The organism is Curvibacter gracilis ATCC BAA-807, assembly GCF_000518645.1.
GTDB classification, from domain to species: Bacteria; Pseudomonadota; Gammaproteobacteria; order Burkholderiales; family Burkholderiaceae_C; genus Curvibacter; species Curvibacter gracilis.
Map to the genome: position 1 here is coordinate 153,231 of NZ_JADZ01000018.1, position 7,631 is coordinate 160,861.

Sequence of the window (7,631 nt, forward strand, 5' to 3'; positions counted from 1 at the left end):
AGCGCAACCCTCTGTGCCTGTCGCCTCAGCGACGGATTGCCGCCTCACCCTAGGACAAGCCCCGTAGCCACCTTTGCTGCAGCGCAGCCAGAATCGAGCGCCAAGGAGAGACATGATGGACAGAATCTGGTTGCAGCACTACCCGGCCGGCGTGCCCCAAACGATTGACCCCGAGCAGTACCGTTCGGTCCCCCACCTGCTGGAGGAGTCGTTCCGCAAATTTGCCGACAAGCCGTTTTCGGTGTGCATGGACGTGTGGATGAGCTACGGCGAGCTCGACACCCTGTCGGCTGCGCTGGGCGCCTGGCTGCAGTCGCGCGGGCTGGAGCCCGGGGCCCGGGTGGCCATCATGCTGCCCAACATCCCGCAGTTTGCCGTCACCATGGCCGCGGTGCTGCGCGCCGGCTACACCTGCGTCAACGTCAACCCGCTCTACACCGCGCGCGAACTCGAGCACCAGCTCAAGGACTCGGGCTCGACGGCCATCATCATCCTGGAGAACTTTGCCCACACCCTGCAGGCGGTGATCGACAAGACCCCGATCAAGCAGGTGGTGATGACCTCGATGGGCGACCTGCTGGGTGGCCTCAAGGGCGCCTGGATCACCTTTGCCGTGCGCCACCTGGCCAAGATGGTGCCCCCCTACCAAATCGCCCTGACGCCCGGGCGCAGCGTGGTGCCGTTCAGCCAGGCCCTGGCCGAGGGGCGCGGCAAGAAGCTGCAGCCGGCCAGCAGCAACCTCGATTCGATCGCCTTCCTGCAATACACCGGCGGCACCACCGGCCTGTCCAAGGGCGCCACCCTGACCCACCGCAACATCGTGGCCGCCACCCTGCAGGCCGACGCCTGGTTCAAGCCGGCCCTGGCCCGCATCGGCGACCCGACCAAGATCAACGGCATTGCCGCCCTGCCGCTGTACCACATCTTCGCGCTGACCCTGTGCCTGCTGGCCATCCGCCAGGGTTCGCACCTGACGCTGATCCCCAACCCGCGCGACATCGGCAAGTTCATCAAGGAACTGAAGAAGCGCCCCTTCCACATGCTGCCGGCGGTGAACACCCTGTTCAACGCCCTGCTGCAGCACCCCGAGTTCAAGACCCTCGACTTCTCGCACCTGTGCATCTCGCAGGCCGGCGGCATGGCGGCGGCCGAGGGCACGGCCAAGGCCTGGCAGCAGCTCACCGGCTCGGCCATGGTCGAAGGCTGGGGCATGAGCGAGACCTGCGCCATCGGCACCAACAACCCGGTCACCAGCACGCAGTTCTCGGGCTCGATCGGCCTGCCCCTGCCCAGCATCGACATCGCCATCAAAGACGACGCCGGCAACACCGTGCCGCAGGGCGAATCGGGCGAGATCTGCATCAAGGGCCCCAATGTCATGACCGGCTACTACCAGCAGCCGGCCGAGAACGCCAAGGCCTTCACCAGCGACGGCTTCATGCGCACCGGCGACGTGGGCGTGATGGATGAAAAAGGCTACACCCGCATCATCGACCGCAAGAAGGACATGATCCTGGTCAGCGGCTTCAACGTGTTCCCCAACGAACTGGAGCAGGTGATCTCGCTGTGCCCCGGCGTGCTCGAGTGCGCCGCCATCGGTGTGCCCGATGCCAAGCAGGGCGAGGCCATCAAGATCTTCGTGGTGCGCAGCGACCCGGCGCTCACCGAAGACGATGTGGCCCGCTACTGCCGCGAAAACCTCACCGGCTACAAGCACCCCAAGCACATCGAGTTCCGCACCGAACTGCCCAAGACCAATGTGGGCAAGATCCTGCGGCGTGAGTTGCGCAACAGCGCCGCGGCCCACTGAGCCCATGCGGCACGACACACCGCCGGCCCTGCCCCCGGGCGTCAGCGTGCTCGAGCGCGGCTGGCTGTCGGCCAACAACATCCTGCTCGAAGGCCCCGCGGGCGCCACCCTGGTCGACAGCGGCTACGCCAGCCACAGTGAGCAGACCGTGGCCCTGGTCGAAGCCGCACTGGGCCCGCGCCCCTTGGTGCAGTTGCTCAACACCCACCTGCACAGCGACCACTGCGGCGGCAATGCCGCACTGCAGGCCCGCTACCCGGGCCTGCAGACCTGGATCCCGCCCGGCGAGGCCGAGGCGGTGCGCGCCTGGGACGAAAGCCGCCTGAGCTACCAGCACACCGGCCAGCTTTGCCCCCGCTTCGGCTTTGACGGCCTGCTGCAGCCCGACACCGAAAGGCGGCTGGGCCAGCAGACCTGGCAGGTGCATGCTGCCCCCGGGCATGACCCGCATTCGGTGATCCTGTTCGAGCCCGCCAGCGCCACCCTGATCTCGGCCGATGCGCTGTGGGAAAACGGTTTTGGCGTGGTCTTCCCCGAACTCGACGGCATTGCCGCCTTTGACGAGGTGGCCGCCACCCTGGACCTGATCGAGCGCCTGGCACCGCGCACCGTGGTGCCCGGCCACGGCGCGGTGTTCCACGACCTGGGCGCAGCACTGGCCACGGCGCGTCGACGCCTGGACGGCTTTGTGCGCTCGCCCGAACGCCATCAGCAGTACGCCACCAAGGTGCTGCTGAAGTTCAAGCTGCTCGAATGGCAGCAGATCGGTCTTGACGATCTGAAGCGCTGGATGCAACAGACCCCCCACATGCGCGAGGCCGCCAGGCGCATGGGCGGCGCCTCTGAAGAGGCCTGGCTGTCCGAGCTGGTCGCCCAGTTGGTGGCCTCGGGCGCGGCCCGGCTGCAGGGGCAGCAACTGATCAATGCCTGAGCCGGAGGTGCTGGTGCTCAGACGTTGTCCGTCACCACCGGCGTCTTGCTGCCCGCGGCCAGCGTGATGCGGGTGCGCTTGAGCACCGGGCTGTCGGGCACGGTGCCGCTGCTGCTGAGCGGCTTCATCTTGGTGTAGACCACCTGCAGGCTGCTGGCCGTGAGGGTGGCCGAGGCATAGCCCTGGGCGTCGTGGTCCACATAGGCAAAGTCGGGGTTGTTGCCCTTGAGCACCGCGTCAAAGGTGGCCGGCGAGGTGACCAGGGCCGCCAGCGGGGTGCTGCCGGCGCCCGCCTTCACATAGCTGTAGAAGCTCGAGCTGCTGATGCCGGCACTCACAAAGTCGACCACCGCCGGCGTGCCGGTGCTGGTGTCGGGCTTGTCGCGCACCACGCCGCACTGGAAGGCGTGCAGATCGCCGGTGATGGCCACCACGTTCTGGATGTTGTTGCTGGTGATGTGGCCCAGCAGATCGGCCTTGTGGCTGGGGTAGCCGTCCCAGCCGTCGCAGTTCACCACGTACTGGGCGTTGTAGGGGGCCGGCGCGCTGGCGCGCAGGTCCAGCCACAGCCGGCTCAGCATCACCTCGTTGCCCCATACCTTCCAGGTGGCGGTGGAGTTCGACAGGGTCTGCTTCCACCAGGCGGTCTGGGTGGTGCCGAGGATGGAGGGCACGCGCCCCAGGGCCTGGGTCTTGAGGGCTTCGAACTGCTGCAGCACCGGCACCTGCACAAAGTAGCGGGCCCCGATCGAATCGCTACCATTGATGGGGTCGTGCCCCTGGGCCGTCGCGATGGCGGCTTCATTGACCACATGGTCGTCGCGGTACAGGCGCTCGTCGGTCATCACCAGGTGCATCAGGGTGCCAAAGCGGAAGTCGCGGTAGATGCGCAGGTTGTTGAATGCCGCGTTGGCGCTGTCGAAGGACACATCGCCGAAGTCCACCGGCATGTACTCCACCCAGGCCTGGTTGGCGGCGCGGCGACGCGCCGTCTGCTGCAGGTTGGCGTTGGTGTAGGTCTGGTGGTCCTGCCAGCAGTCGTCGCTGAACTCATGGTCGTCCCAGGTGGCGATCATGGGGAACTTGGCATGGATGGCCTGCAGGCGGGCGTCGCCACGGTAGGTCTTGTACAGGGTGCGGTAGTCGGCCAGCGTGGTGGCATACACCGTGCCGTCGCTCAGCTTGGTGCCATCGGGCAGGCTGATGCGGGCATGGGCCGGCTCGGCCGCGCCGCTCTGGAAGGCCGCACCCACGGTCTCGTAGATGTAGTCGCCCAGGTGCACCACAAAATCCAGGTCTTCGGCCGCCAGCAGGTTCATGGCGGCCCAGTGGTTCACGCTCCAGTCCTGGCAGGTGAACCATGCAAAGCGCAGTTGCGCCAGGGTGGCCGTGCTGGCCGGTGCCGTCTTGCCCACGCCCACGGCGCTGACGTCATTGCCGGCCAGAAAGCGGTAGTACAGCGGTGTGGCGGCCGGCAGGCCGGTGACCTTGGCACGCACCGTGTTGTCGTAGGCGGCGCTGGCCACCAGGGGCAGATCGGCCAGCAGGTTGAAGAACTGGGCCGTGGTGGACACCTGCAGGCGCACGCTGATGTCACCGCTCGCCCCGGTGGCGCGCACACAGCGGCTCCAGAACACCAGGCTGCTTTCACGCGGGTCGCCACTGGCCACCCCCTGCGGAAACTGGTAAGTGCCAACCCCCTCACCGCCCCCACCACCACCGCAGGCGGTCAGGGAGGCGGCAGCCACGGTGAAAAAGGCAGAACGGGACAGGAATTGACGGCGATCCATGTGAAGAGCTCGTGAAGATGGAATGAGCCCGCAGCATGGACGCCTGCGATGACAGGGGCGTGAAACCCGACCGATGGGCAGCCACACCGGCTTGCCCATCGCAGACCTGGGCGCGTGGTGGCCCGCTCAGGGCAGATCGGTGCTCGGGTCGGGCACGCTCTGGTCGCGCGGGCCCACCATGCCCAGCCGGCTTTTCAGCGACTGGGGCTGCCCGGTGATCAGGGCGGCATACACCGTGGTGTTGGCCAGCACCTTCTTCACGTAATCACGGGTTTCGGTGAAGGGGATGTTCTCGGCCCAGATCGCGGCTTCCAGCATGGGGCCGTTGCGCCAGTTGCGGGGTCGGCCCGGGCCGGCGTTGTAGGCCGCAGCCGCCATGGGCATCGAGCCACCGAAGTCGTCCAGCGCCAGCTTCAGGTAGGCCGTGCCGATGGCGATGTTGGTGTCGCGGTCATTGAGCTGGTCGGGGGTGAAGCCGGTCAGGCCGATCTTCTTCGCCGTCCAGCGAGCGGTGGCGGGCATGACCTGCATCAGGCCCGAGGCGCCCACGCCCGAACGGGCATCCATGATGAAGCGACTCTCCTGGCGGATCAGGCCGTACACATAGGCCGGGTCGAGGTTGATCTCGCGCCCGCGCCGCAGCACCTGGTCCCGGAAGGGCATGGGGTAGCGCTGGCTGGCATCGAACACATTACGGGTGCGCTCGCTGGTGTTGATGCAGCGGTCCCACACCTCGCGCTGGCAGGCCAGGTCGGCAGCGGCCAGCAGGTCGCGCTCGCCCAGGCCGCCCGGGCTGTGCAGATTGGTGCTGTAGTTCCACTCGCGGTTGCCCTCAGAGCGCAGGCCAATGGCGATGGCGTACAAGGCCCGGTTCAGGCCGGCGTTGTTGCGCGCCGTCTCTTTTTCTTCAGGCGACAGGGGCACGGGCGCCGGCGGCAGCACCAGCTTCTGGCCCAGTTCATCGAGCGCCAGTTGCTCATAGAAGCCGCGTGGGCCGGCGATCGCCTGCAGGGGCTGCAAGGCCTCGCGGCGCTCGGCCTCGTTGCGCGCCAACGCCAGCTGGGCCCGGGCCCGCCAGTAGACCCAGATGCTCTCCTGCCGTGCCTCATCGCTCATGGCGCGCAAGGCGCCCAGCGCCTGGCGCCACTGGCCTGCGCGCAGGGCAGCGCGCACCTTCCAGCCCAGCAGATCGTCATTGAGGTCGGTGTCGCGGTTCACCTTGCCAAAGTAGCGCGCGGCCGCCGGGTCGAGCTTGAGCGCGGCCTGCTTGCCGATCACGCCCAACACCCAGTGCTCTTCCTCGGGCAGCAGTTGCACGGCCCAACGGGTTTCGAGCAGGGTGGCGGCGGTGTCGGGGTCGCTGAGCGCGATCTTGATCAGGGCCAGCACCACCAGCTCCTGGCGCACCCGGCTCGGGGCGGCGGCACGCTTGGCCAGGAACTTCACCGGGCTGTCGTTGATCAGGGCCAGTTCGGGCAGCACCTCGGGCGCCACCACGCCCACCGCGTTGCGGGCGGCACGTGGTCGGTTGGCCTCGGTGGCGATGCGCGCCTTGCGCCAGATGTCGAGGGCGGTCAAACGCTTGCCGGCATAGAAGCGATCGGCCGCCAGGGTGCAGCCATCTTCTGCCTCGCGCAGGCCGTGCCACAGGCGCCGAACCTCTTCGGCCGCGCCAGGGGCCGCCACGCCCTTGAGGTAGTCCACCGCCAGGGCATAGCAGCGCAGCTCGCGGTCGTCGCCCATGCGGTACAGCGGGTATTGCGCTGCAAAGCCCTCCCAGTCACGCCGCTGGCCCAGCAGTTGCAACCAGTCGGCCCGCATGCGGTCTTCCTGGTAGGTGCCCACATAGCGCGCCATGAAGGCCTCGACCTCGTCGGCGCTGGCCTCGTTCAGCCGGGCGCGCAGCTCCCAGTAGGCGGCCCAGGGCTCGAGCACATGGCCGCGGGCCAGCGGCAGCAACTGGGCCAGCTTCTTGCGATCGCCTTTGCGGAAGGCCTGGCTCATGTCGACCAGCACGTCGTCGGCCCGGTTCTGCCCCGCCGTGAAGGCCCCGGCCAGGCCCCCGGTTTGAGCCTTCGCAAGGCCGGCTGAGGTGCTCAAAACCAGAGACACCAGAAGCGGTGTCAAAATCTTCTTTAGATACATGAGGGAATTATGGACAAGTTAGCGGTTCGCAAGGCACTCATTGAGCAACGACTGAACCTGCCAGACAGGCTCCAGCGCGCCGAGTTGCTGCAGCGCGTGATGCGCATCTGGCTGGTCGGTCGCACCGATCAGGTCATTGGGGCCTACTGGCCCATCAAGGGCGAATTCGACCCCCTGCCCGCCTTGCACCGCTGGAAGGAAGACGGCGAGCTGCAGGGTGAGCCCCAGCTGCGCCGCATCGGCCTGCCGGTGGTGGACAAGGTGCACAAGACCCTGACCTTCCACGCCTGGTACCCGGGCTGCCCCATGGAAGAAGACGCCTACGGCATCCCCAAGCCCAAGGACACCGAGCTGATCGTGCCCACCCTGCTGTTCGTTCCCTGCGTGGGCTACGGCCCCGGCGGTTACCGCCTCGGCTACGGCGGCGGCTTCTACGACCGCACCCTGGCCGCTCTGGAACCCCGCCCGGTGACGGTGGGCCTGGGCTACACCCAGGGCTTCCTGCCCGACTTCGAGCCGGAGGCGCATGACCAGCCGCTGGATGCGATCCTGAATGACAACGGGGTGGTTTGGCCGGTGGGGTGAGGGTTGGGGTTGGGGTTTGCCTCTGGCTCAGGGCTGGGGCGTGTCGGTGGTGCCGCTGCGCTCTGTTCGTTCTGCTGTTGGTTTCAGGTCGGAGGCCGGGATTGCGCCCCGGCGGGCGCCTCACTTTCTTTGTCTCGCCAAAGAAAGTAAGCAAAGGTCGCGCAGCGGGGATTCGCTCACTTCGCGCAGCGAAGTTATGCGAATACCAAAGGCGACCCGACGTGCACGCCCTGCTGCGCAGGGTCCGCTGCGCTGCTCAACTTGGGCGGGGTCTCGCTAAACTCGCTGCGCTCAAACAGACGCGAGCCCTTTATCCGCCCAAGTCTGCGCTGCTCGCCGTGCCCGACGGGAGGTGGGGAGCGGGAACCGA

General features: G+C 67.3%; 5 protein-coding genes. 3 read left to right on the forward strand and 2 right to left on the reverse strand.

Annotated elements, in window-relative coordinates; translation table 11 throughout:
- The first annotated feature begins 115 nt into the window (after window positions 1-115).
- Together L880_RS0116360 and L880_RS0116365 are read left to right on the forward strand one after the other, a co-directional pair.
- Window positions 116-1,810 (forward strand): AMP-binding protein, encoded by a 1,695-nt coding sequence (locus tag L880_RS0116360; RefSeq protein ID WP_027476591.1) that lies wholly within the window; start codon window positions 116-118, stop codon window positions 1,808-1,810.
- Window positions 1,811-1,814: 4 nt separating this feature from the next.
- Window positions 1,815-2,741 carry an MBL fold metallo-hydrolase gene (locus L880_RS0116365; protein ID WP_027476592.1) on the forward strand — a complete coding sequence of 309 codons (927 nt, stop codon included), beginning with the start codon at window positions 1,815-1,817 and terminating at the stop codon, window positions 2,739-2,741.
- A 17-nt stretch (window positions 2,742-2,758) separates the two neighbouring features.
- On the opposite strand, the gene L880_RS0116370 is transcribed toward L880_RS0116365, so the two are convergent.
- Both L880_RS0116370 and L880_RS0116375 read right to left on the reverse strand, forming a co-directional pair.
- Window positions 2,759-4,531 (reverse strand): alkaline phosphatase D family protein, encoded by a 1,773-nt coding sequence (locus L880_RS0116370; protein ID WP_027476593.1) that lies wholly within the window; start codon window positions 4,529-4,531, stop codon window positions 2,759-2,761.
- A gap of 126 nt (window positions 4,532-4,657) precedes the next feature.
- The gene (locus tag L880_RS0116375; protein WP_027476594.1) at window positions 4,658-6,676 is read right to left on the reverse strand and encodes a lytic transglycosylase domain-containing protein; all 2,019 of its coding nucleotides are present in this window, start codon (window positions 6,674-6,676) and stop codon (window positions 4,658-4,660) included.
- Window positions 6,677-6,685: 9 nt separating this feature from the next.
- Here L880_RS0116375 and L880_RS0116380 point away from each other — a divergent pair, with 9 nt between their 5' ends.
- Window positions 6,686-7,261: a 5-formyltetrahydrofolate cyclo-ligase gene (locus L880_RS0116380; protein ID WP_019575970.1), complete on the forward strand. Its 576-nt coding sequence runs from the start codon at window positions 6,686-6,688 to the stop codon at window positions 7,259-7,261.
- Window positions 7,262-7,631 lie beyond the last annotated feature (370 nt).